The organism is Brevibacillus sp. IT-7CA2 (assembly GCF_949767855.1).
In the GTDB taxonomy this organism is placed as follows: Bacteria; Bacillota; Bacilli; order Brevibacillales; family Brevibacillaceae; genus Brevibacillus.
On the sequence record NZ_CATKQT010000006.1, the window covers coordinates 99,152 to 115,018 of the forward strand.

The 15,867-nt window shown below is 48.8% G+C and carries 18 protein-coding genes; 4 read left to right on the forward strand and 14 right to left on the reverse strand.

Annotation, left to right across the window (positions count from 1 at the left end):
• Positions 1 to 14: 14 nt before the first annotated feature.
• The 9 genes from leuS to ACM6JA_RS04285 all read right to left on the reverse strand — a co-directional run bounded on the left by leuS (position 15) and on the right by ACM6JA_RS04285 (position 7,958).
• Positions 15 to 2,432, reverse strand: a complete 2,418-nt coding sequence (gene leuS / locus ACM6JA_RS04245; protein WP_414851331.1) for a leucine--tRNA ligase — start codon at positions 2,430 to 2,432, stop codon at positions 15 to 17.
• Positions 2,433 to 2,781: 349 nt separating this feature from the next.
• A complete protein-coding gene (locus ACM6JA_RS04250; protein ID WP_414851332.1) occupies positions 2,782 to 3,531 on the reverse strand; it encodes a class I SAM-dependent DNA methyltransferase in 750 nt (249 codons plus the stop codon).
• A 6-nt stretch (positions 3,532 to 3,537) separates the two neighbouring features.
• Positions 3,538 to 3,894 carry a ribosome silencing factor gene (rsfS, locus tag ACM6JA_RS04255; RefSeq protein ID WP_007727773.1) on the reverse strand — a complete coding sequence of 119 codons (357 nt, stop codon included), beginning with the start codon at positions 3,892 to 3,894 and terminating at the stop codon, positions 3,538 to 3,540.
• Complete coding sequence (gene yqeK, locus ACM6JA_RS04260) at positions 3,894 to 4,484, reverse strand: bis(5'-nucleosyl)-tetraphosphatase (symmetrical) YqeK (RefSeq protein ID WP_007727774.1); 591 nt, start codon at positions 4,482 to 4,484, stop codon at positions 3,894 to 3,896. Before yqeK ends, rsfS begins: the two co-directional genes overlap by 1 nt.
• Complete coding sequence (locus ACM6JA_RS04265) at positions 4,468 to 5,061, reverse strand: nicotinate-nucleotide adenylyltransferase (RefSeq protein WP_414851333.1); 594 nt, start codon at positions 5,059 to 5,061, stop codon at positions 4,468 to 4,470. The genes yqeK and ACM6JA_RS04265 overlap by 17 nt, the downstream gene beginning before the upstream one ends.
• A gap of 14 nt (positions 5,062 to 5,075) precedes the next feature.
• On the reverse strand, positions 5,076 to 5,366 hold the full coding sequence (gene yhbY, locus ACM6JA_RS04270; protein ID WP_007727776.1) for a ribosome assembly RNA-binding protein YhbY: 291 nt from the start codon (positions 5,364 to 5,366) through the stop codon (positions 5,076 to 5,078).
• Between the two features lie 29 nt (positions 5,367 to 5,395).
• Positions 5,396 to 6,247, reverse strand: coding sequence for a shikimate dehydrogenase (locus ACM6JA_RS04275; protein WP_414851334.1), 852 nt, complete (start codon positions 6,245 to 6,247; stop codon positions 5,396 to 5,398).
• Between the two features lie 68 nt (positions 6,248 to 6,315).
• A complete protein-coding gene (gene yqeH / locus ACM6JA_RS04280) occupies positions 6,316 to 7,437 on the reverse strand; it encodes a ribosome biogenesis GTPase YqeH (protein ID WP_414851335.1) in 1,122 nt (373 codons plus the stop codon).
• On the reverse strand, positions 7,434 to 7,958 hold the full coding sequence (locus ACM6JA_RS04285) for a YqeG family HAD IIIA-type phosphatase (protein ID WP_007727780.1): 525 nt from the start codon (positions 7,956 to 7,958) through the stop codon (positions 7,434 to 7,436). The genes yqeH and ACM6JA_RS04285 overlap by 4 nt, the downstream gene beginning before the upstream one ends.
• A gap of 214 nt (positions 7,959 to 8,172) precedes the next feature.
• On the opposite strand from ACM6JA_RS04285, the gene ACM6JA_RS04290 reads away from it, so the two are divergent.
• The 3 genes from ACM6JA_RS04290 (at position 8,173) to ACM6JA_RS04300 (ending at position 10,489) form a co-directional block, all read left to right on the forward strand.
• Positions 8,173 to 8,721 carry a TetR/AcrR family transcriptional regulator gene (locus tag ACM6JA_RS04290; protein ID WP_414851336.1) on the forward strand — a complete coding sequence of 183 codons (549 nt, stop codon included), beginning with the start codon at positions 8,173 to 8,175 and terminating at the stop codon, positions 8,719 to 8,721.
• Between the two features lie 107 nt (positions 8,722 to 8,828).
• Positions 8,829 to 10,046 carry an MFS transporter gene (locus ACM6JA_RS04295; protein ID WP_414851337.1) on the forward strand — a complete coding sequence of 406 codons (1,218 nt, stop codon included), beginning with the start codon at positions 8,829 to 8,831 and terminating at the stop codon, positions 10,044 to 10,046.
• Positions 10,043 to 10,489 (forward strand): GNAT family N-acetyltransferase, encoded by a 447-nt coding sequence (locus ACM6JA_RS04300; RefSeq protein ID WP_414851338.1) that lies wholly within the window; start codon positions 10,043 to 10,045, stop codon positions 10,487 to 10,489. The genes ACM6JA_RS04295 and ACM6JA_RS04300 overlap by 4 nt, the downstream gene beginning before the upstream one ends.
• Positions 10,490 to 10,543: 54 nt before the next feature.
• Here the strand turns inward: ACM6JA_RS04300 and ACM6JA_RS04305 are convergent, their stop codons facing one another.
• The 5 genes from ACM6JA_RS04305 to ACM6JA_RS04325 all read right to left on the reverse strand — a co-directional run bounded on the left by ACM6JA_RS04305 (position 10,544) and on the right by ACM6JA_RS04325 (position 14,900).
• A complete protein-coding gene (locus ACM6JA_RS04305) occupies positions 10,544 to 10,729 on the reverse strand; it encodes a hypothetical protein (RefSeq protein WP_414851339.1) in 186 nt (61 codons plus the stop codon).
• Between the two features lie 13 nt (positions 10,730 to 10,742).
• Positions 10,743 to 11,795 carry a DNA polymerase IV gene (locus tag ACM6JA_RS04310; RefSeq protein WP_414851340.1) on the reverse strand — a complete coding sequence of 351 codons (1,053 nt, stop codon included), beginning with the start codon at positions 11,793 to 11,795 and terminating at the stop codon, positions 10,743 to 10,745.
• A 73-nt stretch (positions 11,796 to 11,868) separates the two neighbouring features.
• Complete coding sequence (locus ACM6JA_RS04315; RefSeq protein ID WP_414851341.1) at positions 11,869 to 12,309, reverse strand: peroxiredoxin; 441 nt, start codon at positions 12,307 to 12,309, stop codon at positions 11,869 to 11,871.
• A 200-nt stretch (positions 12,310 to 12,509) separates the two neighbouring features.
• A complete protein-coding gene (locus tag ACM6JA_RS04320) occupies positions 12,510 to 13,247 on the reverse strand; it encodes a gamma-glutamyl-gamma-aminobutyrate hydrolase family protein (RefSeq protein WP_007727794.1) in 738 nt (245 codons plus the stop codon).
• A gap of 27 nt (positions 13,248 to 13,274) precedes the next feature.
• Complete coding sequence (locus tag ACM6JA_RS04325; protein ID WP_414851342.1) at positions 13,275 to 14,900, reverse strand: peptide ABC transporter substrate-binding protein; 1,626 nt, start codon at positions 14,898 to 14,900, stop codon at positions 13,275 to 13,277.
• 111 nt (positions 14,901 to 15,011) lie between these two features.
• Between ACM6JA_RS04325 and ACM6JA_RS04330 the strand changes: the two genes are divergently transcribed.
• Positions 15,012 to 15,824: a serine hydrolase gene (locus ACM6JA_RS04330; RefSeq protein ID WP_414851343.1), complete on the forward strand. Its 813-nt coding sequence runs from the start codon at positions 15,012 to 15,014 to the stop codon at positions 15,822 to 15,824.
• The last annotated feature ends 43 nt before the right edge of the window (positions 15,825 to 15,867 follow it).

Sequence of the window (15,867 nt, forward strand, 5' to 3'; positions counted from 1 at the left end):
TTGCCGTCCTTTTCTTAACGAACGACGATATTCACCAGTTTGCCTGGAACAGCGATGACTTTGACGATCGTTTTTCCTTCGATCAGTTCGTTAATCATCTCGTTGTTTTTCGCCATCTCTTCCATCTGTTCTTTCGTCGAATCAGAAGCGATGAGCAGCTTTTCTTTGTTTTTGCCGTTAATTTGCAGGACGATTTCTACCTCGTCTTCAACCAGCTTCGCTTCGTCATACGTAGGCCATGCTGCGTATGCCACGCTCTCGCTGTGACCGAGTTTTTCCCACAGCTCTTCACCCAAGTGCGGAGCGATTGGAGACAGCATTTTTACAAAGTCCTCCATGAATTTCTTCGGCAGAACTTCTGCTTTATACGCTTCGTTTACGAATACCATCAACTGAGAGATACCTGTATTGAAACGCAGGCCCTCATAGTCTTCTGTTACTTTTTTCACCGTTTGGTGGTACACGCGCTCCATACCAGCCACGTTGGAGGTTTCCACGATTTTTTCGTTCAGCTCACCGTTGTCACCCACAAACAGACGATATACGCGATCCAGGAAGCGGCGTGCGCCATCCAAGCCTTTTGTCGACCAAGCGATCGAAGCATCCAGTGGTCCCATGAACATTTCGTACATGCGCAGTGTGTCGGCACCATGGCTGGTGATGATATCGTCTGGGTTTACGACGTTGCCTTTGGACTTACTCATTTTCTCGTTGTTTTCACCCAGGATCATTCCTTGGTTATACAGCTTTTGGAATGGTTCCTTGGTTGGTACGACACCGATATCGTACAGGAACTTGTGCCAGAAACGAGAGTAGAGCAAGTGCAGCACCGCATGCTCTGCACCACCAATGTAAATGTCGATTGGCAGCCATTCTTTCAGTTTGTCTGGATCAGCCAATGCCTTGTCATTGTGTGGATCGATGAAGCGCAGGAAGTACCAGCAGCTACCCGCCCATTGCGGCATCGTGTTTGTCTCACGACGTGCTTTCATGCCTGTTTCCGGATCGACAGTGTTTACCCACTCCGAGATATTTGCCAATGGCGATTCACCTGTACCGGATGGTTTGATTTCTTTTGTTTTAGGCAATACGATTGGCAGTTCGGATTCTGGAACGACTTTCATCGTGCCGTCTTCCAGATGGAGAATCGGAATTGGTTCACCCCAGTAGCGTTGACGGCTGAACAGCCAGTCGCGCAGACGGTACGTTACTTTGCGATTTCCTTTGCCTTCCGCTTCCAGCCACTCGATCATTTTGCTGATAGCCTCTTCTTTGTTCAAACCATCGAGCATGCCGGAGTTGATGTGCTCTCCGTCGCCTGCATACGCTTCTTTGGAGATATCTCCACCAGCGATTACTTGCTTGATTGGCAGATCGAATGTTTTCGCGAACTCATAGTCGCGTTCATCGTGCGCTGGAACCGCCATGATAGAACCTGTTCCGTAGCTGATCAGCACGTAATCTGCAATCCAGATTGGCAGACGCTCGCCGTTAACCGGGTTGATCGCATACGCTCCGGTAAATACTCCTGTCTTTTCTTTCGCCAGATCGGTACGCTCCAGATCGCTCTTGTGCTTCGCTTGATCCAGGTACGCTTCCACTGCTTCTTTTTGAGCTGGTACGGTAATTTGCTCAACCAGCTTGTGCTCAGGAGCCAGTACCGCATAGGTTGCCCCGTAGAGAGTGTCTGGACGAGTCGTAAAGACAGTGAAGGATTCGTCATGACCTTCGATACCAAAGGTTACTTCTGCCCCTTCAGAACGGCCGATCCAGTTGCGTTGCATTTCCTTGATGCTCTCTGGCCAATCCAGTTCATCCAGATCAGCGATCAGTCTTTCCGCGTACGCAGTAATTTTCAAGACCCATTGCTTCATTGGGCGGCGTTCTACTGGGTGTCCGCCACGCTCGCTTTTTCCGTCAATAACTTCTTCGTTCGCCAAAACCGTTCCCAAAGCAGGGCACCAGTTTACAGCTACCTCGTCAATATAAGCCAAGCCGTTCTCATACAGCTTCGTAAAAATCCATTGTGTCCACTTGTAGTAATTCTGATCGGTCGTATTGATTTCGCGATCCCAATCGTAAGAAAATCCGAGTGACTTAATTTGGCGACGGAAGGTATTGATATTGTGCTCGGTGAATTCTGCCGGATCGTTTCCTGTATCGAGCGCGTATTGCTCCGCTGGCAAACCAAACGCATCCCACCCCATTGGATGGAGAACGTTATATCCTTGCATCCGCTTCATGCGGGACAAAATATCAGTAGCCGTATAGCCTTCTGGATGTCCTACGTGCAGGCCAGCTCCAGATGGATACGGGAACATGTCGAGTGCGTAAAACTTTTTCTTGCCCTCATCCTCGGAGGTTTTGAAGGTCTTGTTCTGCTCCCAATATTGCTGCCACTTCTTTTCGACATTTTGATGACTGAATACCATGGTAAAGCACTCCCATCTTAAAATAGGTGAAAATACGAAAACCTCACATCCCAGATCGCTATTGCGAAAGGGACGAGAGGTTATTTACATTCCCGCGGTACCACCCAGATTGGCAAATGACAAGCATTCACCCACTTGTTTCATCCGTATCGGGGATAAGCCGCTCACCCTTACGCAGTCATTGCTTGAATGACCTTGGGGGCAAGTGCTGGGAGGTGAGTTCAGATAGATCCGGGTTGACTTGCACCATCCGTCAACTCTCTGTGAATGCTCGAATCCGATTCCTACTATTCCTCTTAAACGCGTCGAAATCTGTAGTTATAACGCCATTATAGTCAATCCGAACCAATCATGTCAAACTTTTCGGCTTGCGGGCTGAAAAAAATAGGCGCTCACTCGCTTCTTGTGGCGGCATATCCGAGTAATCAGCAGTGATGACAATGTCCGTGAAGCCAGCATCTGTCAGCCAACGCATCAGTTGGACAGGCTGATAAGCCCGTTGCCAATGCTCCTCTTCCATCCGCTCGTACAATCCGTTTGGCTGACGAATGAAAAACGTTAACTGATGCTCTACCTCCAGTCGCAGCGGGTCGCAAAAACATTGCCAAATGTACGAAACTTCATCCTCTACATGTGTGAACGTCTCGTCTCCGAAAATGTGCAGCATCTTGTACGGACTGTGCACATCAAACAGAAAGCTCCCACCGGGCGCGAGATGAGCGAAAACGTGCTTGAACGTTTCCTGCACATCCGCTTCCTCTGTAAGATAGCTCAATGAATCACACAAGGAGATGACCGCATCCGCTTCGGGCAAGGACAGCTCCCGCATATCCTGCTCTACCCACGCTACATCCACTTGTTCCTGCCTCATTTTGTCATAGGCGATCGCAAGCATTTCTGCTGAGAGATCCACTCCAGTAACACGGTATCCCCGCTTGGCGAGTGGGATCGCAATCGTGCCAGTCCCACAGCCAAGATCAATGACCCGCACAGGCTTCTCTCCCTTTGTCCAATGACGCTCGACCCAATCGAGCCACTGGTCATAAGGAGTATCCGCCATCAGCCTGTCATATACAGCGGCCATATGTGCGTATGCCATCTGTCCTTACCCTTGCGCACTGAAGGAAACTTCCTCTGCGTCCTTCCACAGGCGCTCCAGGTTGTAAAACTCGCGATCTTCGCGATGGAAAACGTGAATGACGATATCGCCCAGATCAACCAGTACCCAGCGACCTTCATCCGCCCCCTCGATACCACGGACGTCATAGCCGTTTTTGTGGGCTTGATCACGAATTTCGCGAACAATTGCCTGTACTTGACGCTCGTTGTTTCCGTGGCAAATCATGAAATAGTCTGCGATCACGGACAGCTTTTTAATATCAAGCACCTTCAAGTTCTCTGCTTTCTTGTCCTCTACTGCCTTCACAACCAACTGTGCCAAATCTTCTACTGTTTTAACCATCAAAACCCTCCTTCTCTCCCTTTGCGGGAAACCAAATCGTTATATGCAGTCAATGTCAACGGGAAAACCGTCTTTTGCTTCTCTATCAAAAATTGAATCGTGCCTCCCAAGGCGAGTGCCAGGGCGGCGTCCAAATCATGCATGGCTTTGGCGCGAATAAAATCGACACCAGGGTAAACCCGGTTTGGTTCTATATAGTCTGCCACACAGACGACTTTTTCTAACAGGGACATGCCAGCCCGACCCGTTGTATGGTAGCGAACAGCTTGTAAAATATCTGCATCCGTTACACCTAGATCAGTCTGGATCACAATGGCTGCTGCAAAGGCGTGCCACAGCTCTTTTTCCCCTTCCAAAAGCTCTGTAGGCATATCGTGGCGAACGAGAATCTCGAACATTTTTTCCACAGGCCAGCACTTACAGTAATCGTGCAACAGTCCAGCAAGCTCGGCCTTGTCTGGATCAGCCCCGAATCTCTCTGCCAGCTCGCGAGCCGACGCAGCCACCCCTAGCGTGTGATTGTAGCGTTTTTCATGCATTTGTTGCCGTACGCGAACGAGAAGCTCTTCCCGATTATCCAAAAGTCTCATAGATTCGGTTCTCCTTTATATAGCGCTCCACGGCATCAGGTACAAGATAACGGATGCTTTTCCTGGTAGCTGCCTTCTCGCGAACCATCGTAGAAGAAATGTCCCAAACAGGCATCTCTACAAATGTGACATCCTCGCTCGATTTCAGGTCCAGTTCGGTTCCTGGCCTCGCTAGACCTATAAAGCGTACCATATGAATCAGCTCTTGGTACTGGTACCATTTGGGCAAGATTTTTACCATATCTCCTCCCATGATAAAGGAAAACCGGCAATCCGGAAACTGCCTGACGAGCTGAACCATCGTGTCATAGGTGTACGATGGACCTTCTCTTGCGAACTCCACATCTGTTACACGAAACACCTCGTGATCAGACACGGCGAGCTGAACCATTTGCAAGCGGTGATGCGCCAGCGTCAGACTCTCTCTCTTTTTGTGCGGTGGAACGTGTGTAGGCATAAACCAGATTTCGTCCAGGCCCGCTTGCTCTCTGGCTTGTTCGGCCGCCAACAAGTGCCCACAATGAATCGGGTCAAACGTTCCTCCCATGATCCCTACTTGCTTGATTTGCTGTCTCATCGCATGCAGGTCACTTACGGAAGCTTGATCGTCTTGTTCTCCCGGGACTCTTTGTACAAGACAACCGTATGGCCAATCAACTGCACAAGTTCTGCTCCAGCACCTGCTGCCAGATCTTCTGCCACTTGATGTTTATCGTCATTATTGTTTTGCAAGATCGCTACCTTGATCAATTCACGTACTTCCAACGCTTCTTTAATCTGAGTGATCATGTTTTCGTTTACGCCGCCTTTTCCTACTTGGAAAATGGGGGTAAGATGATGTGCTTCTGCGCGCAAAAAGCGCTTTTGCTTGCCAGTCAACATCGGCAATGCCTCCTTTTACATCCTGCCTATCAGGTTGTTTTCTTTAATTGTTGCAAGACGACCTCACGCATAACCCCAGTTGGTGCTCGTTCGCTCGTCCACAGTTCAAAAGCCAGTGCACCTTGATTCACGAACATGCCGATTCCGGAATGAACAATGGCACCGATGGCACGCGCTTCTTTTAGCAGACGCGTTTCGAGCGGGTTATAAATCAGATCGCTAACGGTTAAACCAGAATGAAGCCATTCTGCTGGCACAGGTGTCTCCTGTACGTTTGGCAGCATTCCGATCGATGTTGTATTGATCAACAGCGAAGAATCTGCGATGGCAGCTGCCCCTTCGCCCTGTTCTACGATTTTCGTTGGTACAATCGTCCCGACATGCTCAGCCAATACTGCGGCTCTTTCCCGGGAACGATTGATGATGCGAATTTCCTTGACTCCTTGTTCAGCCAAGGTAAACGCCACTGCACGCGCAGCGCCTCCAGCCCCTACCATGGTTACCACTTGCTTTTCAAGAACGATTCCCGTCTCTTCCACAAGTGAACGAACATAGCCCATACCATCTGTGTTATAGCCAATCAAGCGTCCATCACGAGAAACGACGGTATTGACAGCCCCGATTCGTTTGGCAAGCGGATCGATTTCATCCAGCATCGGCATGATAGCGACCTTGTGGGGGATCGTGACGTTAATCCCTTTCAAGCCTAAGGCTCGAATACCCGCGACTGCATCTTCCAGATTTTCCGGTTCAACATCGAACGCAGCATAGGCAAATCCCAACCCGGTCTCTGAAAAAGCTGTATTGTGCATCATCGGTGATTGCGAGTGGGAAACTGGATGTCCAAACAGGCCAACCAGTTTTGTTTTGCTTGTAATCATGGAGCTTTTCCTCCCCGGACGTCTCTCTATAGCATATGGCAAGGCTAACTCGACTTTTCTTGCTTAAGCTAGATCAGCCCTTTGCGCATCCCAACACTTACGCCTTTAGGTGCATGCACGACAACACTCGCTTCGTGTTTTCCTTGGATGCTGACCCAGCCCAAACCGGAAATTACGATGTCAGTCGTCATGGTGGACTTGTTGATTTTAAAGGTGTGCTTCACAAATGGTGGAAGTGCTTTCGCAGCTTCCTCCCCTGTTGGCGGTACCAGCAAGGTTCCGTGATGCTTTTCCATCACTTCATCCGCTTTTTCCAGCTTCGTCCGATGAATGTACAGGTCGTTATCCGCATAGACGATTAACGGCTGTCTCTCTCCGCGTACAAAGTCGATCCGAGCTAGGCCACCCAAAAAGAGTGATTGACCATCGTCAAGCTGATATACCTTGGAGTTGATACGGCTGGTCGGTGTAATCTTTCGGAGGTCAGTCGGGGATACCATGTGTCCGATCTGATCGCGATTGATAATTCCTGGCGTATCGAAAATGGAGCGGCCGTCCTCGAGTGGAATCTCGATTTTGTCCAGCGTCGTACCTGGGAATGGCGATGTGGTAATCTCCAGCTCAGCCGCACCGTAGTCATGCAAGATGCGGTTGATCATGGTTGACTTTCCTACGTTGGTCACACCGACAATGTAAACATCTCGGCCTTTGCGCAGCTCTCCAATACGATTCAACAGTTCATCGATATGAAGTCCTTTTTGTGCGCTGATGAGTACGACATCCTCCGGGCGCAATCCGCGTTCCTTCGCTTCGTGCTGCATCCAGTTGCGTACGCGGTTTAAATTGATATTTTTTGGCAGCAGATCAACTTTGTTACCTACGAGCAAGATCGGGTTTTTCCCGACAAAGCGCGGCAACCCTTTGAGCCAGGAGCCTTGGAAATCAAAAATATCGACAACCATCACAACAAGCGCCTGCGTAGACCCGATGCCGTCCAAGATCTTAAGGAAGTCGTCATCGCCCATTCCTACGGGAGCAACTTCATTATAATGCTTGATGCGATAACAACGCTGGCAAATGACTACCTTTCTGCCAAGCGCGGATTCAGGTGCATAGCCAGGCTTTTTCGCGTCTGCAATCTGAATGGTAATCCCACATCCAGCACAAGAGCCATGCGTTTGTTCCGTCATGCTTTTCTCCTCCACGAAACCATTCCTTTCCTCTCCATCCAAATAAGGGCCACACGCTCCATCTGACGATTAAAGCGCGTCCAAAAACCATCCGTCTGGGCCACAGGAACAACCAGGATCGTATGAAATCCTAATCGATTTCCTCCCAGCACATCGGTAAACAATTGATCGCCAATGACAACAGTCTCAGCGATGGTTACATTCATCTGCCGCACTGCCTGCAAAAAGGCACGGTTCGTCGGCTTTTTGGCCGCATAAATAAACCCGAGATTTAATGGGGCACAGAAGCGGTCTACACGCTCCTTGTTGTTGTTGGAGACAACAGTGACCTGTATGCCTGCCTCATGCATGCGAGCAAGCCAGTTGATGACCTCCTCTGTTGCATGTTGCCTGTCCCATTCCACCAAGGTATTATCCAAGTCTGTAATCACCGCACGGATGTTATTTCGTTTCAATTGATCTATGTCAATGTGATGGATTGATTCGACGAACTGACTAGGCATCAGCTTTTCTAAAAACACGGGGCACCTCCAAATGATGTGAAGCAATCAACCGCGATTTCGGCACCTACTATACCATAATCGACCACTTGGTTGCAAAACAAAAAGCATGATCACCACTTGCATTGATCTGTTATCCTGTGTAAAATGGCGTTACTGGGAAAACTGTTTTTGTTTTTACAGTTTTCTGTTGTGTTATTTTGGCTGGGGGTTGATTGCAATTAAAAACCGGATCATGAAAGGTTTTATTGAAGAGATTCGCGATAAAGGCATGAAATTTTCCATGGATGATTTGGCGAAGCGGCTCGGGATCAGCAAACGCACGTTATACGAGCACTTCTCATCTAAGGTAGAAATTCTGGAAACAATTATTCAGCAGTCCTTTGAAGAGGGCGATGAAAAAACACAGCAAATTCTCGCAGACGACAGTCTCTCTCTTATCGATAAAATCAAAGGCGTCATGATGGTTTTACCGACACACTATGAATTTTATGATTTGCGCATCCTCGAACAGATGAAGCGATATTATCCTGAGCAATATGCCCAAGTCGAGGCTTCTCTATCCGAGGATTGGCAAACGCTTCGCGTACTCATCGAACAGGGTATTCGAGAAGGACAAATCGTCAATATGAACGTTACACTCATGTTGAAGGTGATTGTCGATGCCCTCAATTCCACACTTGATCTGCGTTTTTACACGAAAAACCAGATTACAGTCTCAGAGGCGCTTTCCGCCATTGTAGATGTCCTCTTGTTCGGATTGGTGCCAACGGATAAAAGGTAACAAATGACTCGTGGTCATTCCACTAACTTTGGAAAGACCACGATATCGTATTTTGCAAGAAAACCAATAAAACAAAAATAGTTTTTATAGTTAAGAGGTGTTCCATTATGTCCATTTTTACACAAATGACCAAACAACAACGAATAGGACTTTTGTTTGTCATCCTGATCCTTTTTATCGACATGCTGCTGTACAGCTTGTTGATTCCGATTGTTCCTTATTTTACGGAAATGCTTGCGCCCTCCTCCACCATGATGGGCGTGCTGTTTAGCAGCTATGCGGTCGCGATGCTCATTGTCACCCCTATTTTCGGGCCGATATCCGATCGGGTCGGCAGACGGACCATGCTTTTGATCGGCTTGCTCGGTCTCGCCGCTTCCACGTTATTGTTTGCTTTCTCTGAGACAATGGCCTTGTTGATTACCGCTCGTTTTGTTCAAGGTATTGCTGCTGCGGCTACATGGCCAACTGCGCTTGCACTCTTGGCGGATTTGTTCCCATCCAAAATGCGCGGAGCTGTAATGGGAATTGCATTGACGGCGATTTCCACCGGTACATTGCTCGGAGCGCCGATTGGCGGATGGTTGTTTGAAATCAGTGACCATCGCATGCCTTTCCTGGCAGCAGCAGCCTTTACCGTGATCAATATTGTGCTGGTCTACTTGTTCTTGAAGGAAGACACGACGAGAACTGTCAGTGAAAAGCTTCATGTCGGTGGATTCATCCGCAATCCGCAAGTCATCTTTATCGCTGGAATCGTCCTGTTGGCTGAGATTTCCCTTTGTTTGCTAGAACCGACATTGCCCGTATTTTTTACAGAGAAACTTAGCATGACTCCGACCACGATTGGTCTTTTGTTTGGGGTCATGACACTCGCATATGGGCTGATCGCCCCAGTTGCTGGCTCCCTTTCCAGCCGCATGAATCCGTATAAACTCATGTTTGGCGGAATCATTACGCTCGCTGTGTTTCTGCCATTTTTGGCCTGGGCGGACTCCCTCTGGCAGGCAATGCTCGCAATGGCCTTGGTCGGGGCTAGTATTGGCTTTACCTTATCGCCAACCTTGGGTACGTTGGGGGCCATCATTGACCAAGGAGGAAGCGGCGCATACGGCACGGCATACTCTCTCTTTAATATGTTTCACGGAATCGGAATGGTTGCAGGCCCACTCGCAGGGGGAATTTTGACGGATATACTGCCAGTATCCTCTGCCCTCCTGATCGTGGCAGCGTCCATCTTTGGCTTCGGCATTTTACTTTTTGTCCAATTAAAAGCAAGCAAATCCGCCCTTCTCAGCACCAATGAAAGCGAGATGAAATTTTGAGCTTGTCTATTCGTGAAATTACGAAAGAAAATTGGCGCCAAATTGCCTGCTTGACTGTAACGGAAGGCCAACACTCCTTTATCGAGAGCAACGCTTTTTCCATCGCCCAATCGGGTTTTGAACCGGAATGGATATCATGCGGTCTGTATGACAAGGACATCGCTGTCGGTTATGCCATGCACGGAACTGAAGTAGAGAATGCCCGAATTTGGCTGGATCGCTTTATGATTGATGCTCGCCATCAGGGTAAGGGGTACGCCAAAAAGTTTCTGCGCATGCTCGTTGATGAAATGTGCAGACGCTACAGCTGTACGCGCATTTACTTGAGTATTCATCCTGAAAACGAGTTCGCTCGCAAGCTGTATGAATCGTTCGGCTTTACCTCAAATGGCGAAATGGATGGTCCGGAGGAAGTGATGGTCTTCGACCTGATAAATGAATAGAAAAGGCACCCCCTCTGTCGATACTGACGAAGGGGGTGCCTCTTTTTGTCGCTATCATTGGCTTTTACGTACTTCCATCAGTCGCTTGACCTTCTCTGTCGGAGTCCAGCATTGGAATCGATAGTCCGGACGTGTCTCATAGGTTAGACGAGAACATCGATAGCTGACTCCTCCCGTACCTTTCTCCACGCGAAAATGAATACAGGTCGCACAGCAATGAAAGGCATTCTCTGTCTCCACCGTTCTCCCTCCCTTACTTCCCCAGCTTCCACGAAAACATCGAGAGCTGTTCGTACCGCTCCCCTTGCTGCTCGGCAAAATTCGAAAAGCCTACGCCCACCAATCGAACACCTGCTGTGTAGTCAAAGGCGTCGAGCAAATCGTCCAACAACTCCTGCCAATTGGCTCCAGCCACAGCCTTGTGCTGCTTGGTCCGCTGGGTAAAGTCCGCGTACTTGATTTTGAGCGTTATCGTCTGGGGCTCGACCCCTTCCTCGCGGATGTCCTCTTCAACCTCACGCAAGAGGGAGGTGGCAATCGGAGCAATCGCATCCCTGTCAAACAAATCAAAGGGGAGTGTCGTTTCGCGGCTCGATGATTTCGGAGCGCGATCCATTTCGATTTCGCGATTGTCTTCTCCCCTCGCCCGGTAATAGAGGGAACGACCGAACTTCCCAAATAATGTAGTGGCCTCATCGAGTGAAAGCCGCCAAAAATCCTCTACCGTCTCAATCCCCTTTTTCGCGAGCAGCTCTTGCGACTTTTTGCCGACTCCATGCAAGGTGCCAATTGGCAACGACCGCAGCACATCCAAAGCCTGCTCAGGTCGGATGATTACAAAGGCATCCGGCTTTTTCAAGTCACTGGCAATCTTAGCCAACGACATATTGTAGGAAAGTCCGATGCTGCAAGTAAGTCCGGTCTCCCGTTTGATTCGCCGCTTAATATCGCGGGCGATGGGTACCGCATTCTCATAATGGGACACGTCTAAATAAGCCTCGTCTAGACCCACTGTTTGATAACGTTCTGTATAAGAAGTAAATATCTGTCTGACCTCAGCAGATTTTTCGATATAACGGCTATAGCGGACAGGCAAATAATAGCCTTGCGGACATTTTTTCCTCGCTATGGCGACAGGCATTGCGGAGCGAACACCATATTTGCGTGCCTCGTAGCTGCAGGTAGATACGACACCGCGATTGCCAGTTCCCCCGACAATGACCGGCTTCCCCCGCAATTCGGGACGATCTAACTGCTCTACACTCGCGAAAAATGCGTCAATATCCAAGTGAAGAATTTTTTTCATAGGGATACCCACCAAACATACATTCTCATTTCTATTATCCCTGTTTTGTTCCATTGACGCAAGCGAGAACGTCCTAGGCTTGGTTTTTGATTACTTGTAGCAGCTCTGACACTGGAGGATTTCCTTTTTTGGCATATAAGATTGTTCCGTTTTTGCCTATGATGTACACGATGCGTTGCTGGAAAAACAGTCCGAGAACCTTGCCGACATCATATGCTTTTCGAATCGTTTCGTCTTCATCCACGATTAATGGAAATTCATAACGGAACTTATCAGCAAACGAGCGTTTCTTGTCCATGCTACCGGGATTGACACCAAAAACAACCGTATTTGCTCGCTCGATTTTGGTGTAATGGTCCTGAACCGCACACAGCTGCTTCGTGCAAATCGGGGTATCATCTCCCGGATAGAAGATGAGGACGATAGTTTCCTTGCCAATGTGTGCTTGGAGATCTACGATTCCTTTTGTGCTGTTTGCTTTAAAAACGGGAGCCGATGTTCCTACTTTTAACATTTCCATCACCTCTAGGCCCAGTATATCAATATGTACAGCTCAACAGCCAGAGCAACTACCCGGGCTGTCTCTTCACTCTACCAATCGCATGAGCAAACAGGGATACCGGAAGCCATCGCCTCCGAGTTAACCATCGCAAAGCCCTCCTGCATGCAAAAACCGCTCTGGGCAATCCCAGAACGGTTTCTCTCATTTCTATTCTAGTTAGTCGCTTGCAGCTTCAACTGCTTTACCCGAGCAACAAATGCCTCGGCAATCTTCAACATGTCGTCGTCGTGTGCCCACATCCGTTCTGGATGCCACTGTACGCCTACATGTAGCCCGTCGAGGCTTTCCATCGCCTCAATCACACCGTCAGCCGCGCATCCTGTGACTTTGAAGCCCGGTGCTATGTCTTTGACTGCTTGGTGGTGAGAAGTGTTCACAAGCACCTCTGTCTTTCCGAGGGCATCCGCTACAAAGCCAGGTTGCAGCGTAATCTTGTGCGCCCCGTATTGCCGTGAACCCTTCTGCGCATGCTGTAATGCTCCTGGTACTTGGCTCGGAATATCTTGAATGAGGGTGCCGCCACACGCCACATTCAAAATTTGCATCCCGCGGCAAATGCCCAGGATTGGCTTTTTCAGCTCCAGCGCAATCTTGATAATCTCAAGCTCCGTGATGTCTCTTTCGTAATTGATATCACCCAGCCCTTGCAGCGGGTCTTCGCCGTACAAATGCGGCGCAGGATCTTCACCGCCGGACAGAATCAAGCCGTCCAAGGATTCGATCATCTCACGAAACGGAGCATCCTGAATCGTCAACAGTGGCAAGATCAGTGGAGTACCGCCACTGCGCGCAATTCCGTTCACATAGCCAGAACCTACATAGAAAAACTGGTCGAGATCGTTCTTCGGAAAATACATTTTCGTACATGCCACACCAATGATCGGACGCACGCCAGTCACTCCCTCATAAACTCATGATTACTTTTGATTGGAAGCGTACTTGAAGTCGATGAACCCGAGTGCATCTACTACCACATCTTTTACGCTATCTTGCTTCACCCACGCATAGGTGAAATAGTAGATTGGCAACGCAGGCATTTCATCCATGACGATTTGTTCTGCTTTCTTAAGGATTTCCTTGCGCTTCGCTACATCCCCTTCTTTGGCAGACTGCGCGAGCAAATCGAGGAACTCCTTGTTTTCCCATTTGGATGTATTCAGTCCACCCTTGAAGACTTCCAAGAAGTTGATCGGATCGTTGAAATCGCCAATCCAGCTACCACGACCGATAGTGAAGTTTCCTTGCTTCATGTCCTCACGGTGAACCTTGTTCTCTTTGTTTACCAGTTTGACTTCGATGCCAAATGCTTTGCGCCATTGATCCTGAATGACTGTCGCAATACGTGAATTGACCTCTGACGTATTGTATGCAATCGTGATCGGTGGCAACTCTTTGATCCCCGCTTCTTTCATGCCTTCTGCCAAGAGCTTCTTCGCGGTTTCTACGTCGCCGTCTTTGATATAGCCCTCTGGTGTGAGTGCCATGGTTGGCGGGAGAATGCCCGTCGCTGGTGTGCTCTTGTATGGTACGACATTATCGGAGATTTCCTGACGATTGACTGCCGTAGCAAATGCCTGACGAATCTTTTTGTTGTCAAACGGCTTTTGCGTCGTATTGAAAATGTACCAGTACGTACCCGCTGTCGCTTGTGATTGCATCTTTCCGGATTCCTTCAGAGCATCCAGCGCATCCAGTGGCAAATCGCCCAGTGGTGAGCCTGCCCAATCCAGATCACCTTTTTCAAACATCGACAGCTCCGTATTGGCATCCTCGATCATGTTCAAGGTCAGCTTGGACAATTTGACAGCGTCCTTATCCCAGTAAGAATCGCTCTTTTCGAATTCGATCTTTGATTTGTGCTCCCAATTTTTCAAGCTGAATGGCCCGTTTGTCATGTACGTCTTTGGCTTTGAAGCCCATTCTTTGTTGCCCTCAACCGCTTTTTTGTTAACCGGGAAATAGGTAACAGATGCAACCAGTTCCGGGAAAAACGGTGCCGGATTTTCCAGTGTAACAACCAGTGTCTTGTCGTCAGTTGCCTTCACGCCGACATCTTCGGCTTTGGCCTTGTTGGCGTTAAAAGCTTGCCCATTTTTCAAATAGTACATCTGATACGCGTAACCGGATGCGGTTTTCGGGTCGAGAACCCGTTTCCATGCGTACTCGAAGTCATGAGCGGTAACCGGATCTCCATTGGTCCATTTGGACTCCCGCAGATGGAAGGTGTACGTGAGACCATCAGCGGAAACCTCGTACTTCTCTGCGACCGCCTCTTTCAGCTCGCCTTTTTCATTCAAGCGCAGGAGGCCATCAAATGCTGCACGGGCAACAGACATCGAAGGGATATCTTCTGCCAGTCCAGGGTCAATCGTGCTTGGTTCACCAGAATTCAGGTTGACCTGCATCGTTTGGGGGGCGCTACTCTGCTCCTGCTTCGCACCTGTCGTCTCCCCCGTGGTGCTTGCTTGTGGTGTTCCACAACCAGCGAATGCTAAACTGGTTAACAGAACAGCACAAAATGATAGTTTCTTCCACTTATGCAACAGCAAAACCCCCATCTTAGGAATAATTCTTCTTGATTGTTAGGAGCATGACTAAATAATATTATCTTGAGAAAATTTTGTCTACATCGAAACAAAAGGAGATGGGTCTACATGTTATCCAGTCTTTTTGCCCAAATATCCAGCCTGATCAAGGACGCTGGCGGGGAATGGGGAATCTTTTTCGAAGATTTGCAAACCGGTGAAACATTATCCATCAACGAAGATCAACGCTTTTATGCAGCCAGTGTGATCAAAGTCCCGATCATGACAGCCGTTTTTGCAGAGGCGTACGCAGGCAGGTTTGCCTTGGAGGACAAGATCATGCTGCGTGCAGAGGATCTCGTTGGCGGTGCAGGTGTTCTTCAGCATATGACTCCCGGCACTGAATTTACGATTCGCGACCTGGTTGCCCTGATGATCATCCAAAGCGACAATACGGCGACGAACATGATAATTGATCTCGTCGGAACAGAGAGCATTCGCAACGCAATGCAAAAAACAGAAATGACAAACAGTCACTTCTACAACAAGCTCATGGTCGTCCCAGCTGAATTGGAAGGATACAATGAGGTGACGGCAAAAGACATGGGAAGCCACCTCCGATATTTGGCAACAGGAAAAGTAATCTCTTACGACAGCTGTTTGAAAATGGTCGCCATCTTGAAGACTCAGCAGCACCGTGACCGCATCCCCTTCTTTTTGCCTGACCCAGACGGTGATGTGATCGGGATGATTCCGAAATGGGAATTCGCCAACAAGACTGGGTCTGTGACCAAAATCACGCATGATGTTGGCATCCTCTACATCGGTTCTCATGCAGTCACCTTGTCCATTTTAAACAAGGGACTCGAGCAAAAAGATGCTGCCGACGTCATGGCGCAAATCGGCAATCTCGTTTATCAAGTATATAGCCAGAAAGCGTAATCCATGTGGCCTGCCATCTCCATTGGCGGGCTTTTCTCTTTGA